The sequence below is a fragment of the Campylobacter sp. TTU-622 genome, from assembly GCF_016598965.1.
Taxonomy (GTDB): Bacteria; Campylobacterota; Campylobacteria; order Campylobacterales; family Campylobacteraceae; genus Campylobacter_D.
In genome coordinates this window covers 1-502 of sequence record NZ_JAENKR010000215.1, presented here as the reverse complement: position 1 = coordinate 502, position 502 = coordinate 1, and the positions used below count along the sequence as shown (strand labels likewise).

At 19.7% G+C, this 502-nt stretch carries 1 pseudogene; it reads right to left on the bottom strand.

The annotated features are described in order from the left end of the window. Positions 1 to 212 precede the first annotated feature (212 nt). Positions 213 to 502 (bottom strand): annotated as a pseudogene (locus tag JG677_RS08545) (thioredoxin fold domain-containing protein); the annotation flags it as partial.

Here is a 502-nt window from a genome sequence, read left to right as displayed (position 1 = left end):
AGATAATTCTTTATATTTAAATTCTTATTTTAATTCTTTATTATCTTTAGAAGTATTGTTTGTAATAAAATAAATCTATATAAGATTTATTTTAATTTCATAAAAATTATTAAAATAAATTTTTTAAGTTTTTTATAAAGCAATAGAAAGAAATAGTTAAAGTTTAGAAAATCGATTATATTTATAAATTTTGATGCTTTTTAGCATCAAAATTATTTTATGATAGTTGGAGTAGCGCTAAGTCCTAAAGCTCTATATTTTTCATAAAGAGCAAAAGCTTCTTTGAGTTCATTTTCACTTACTTTTGGATAGTTTTTGATATTTGGATCAAAATATTTATTTAAGATTGCAATTTTTTCTTTATCATTTTTAGCTTTTTTAACTTCTTTATAAATTAAAGCTGATTTTTCAAAAGCACTTTTTCCATGAACTGGAGTGATTATAAGATTTACTTGATATTGTTTTAGTTCTTCATCAATATTTTTTAAATGTTCTCTACAAT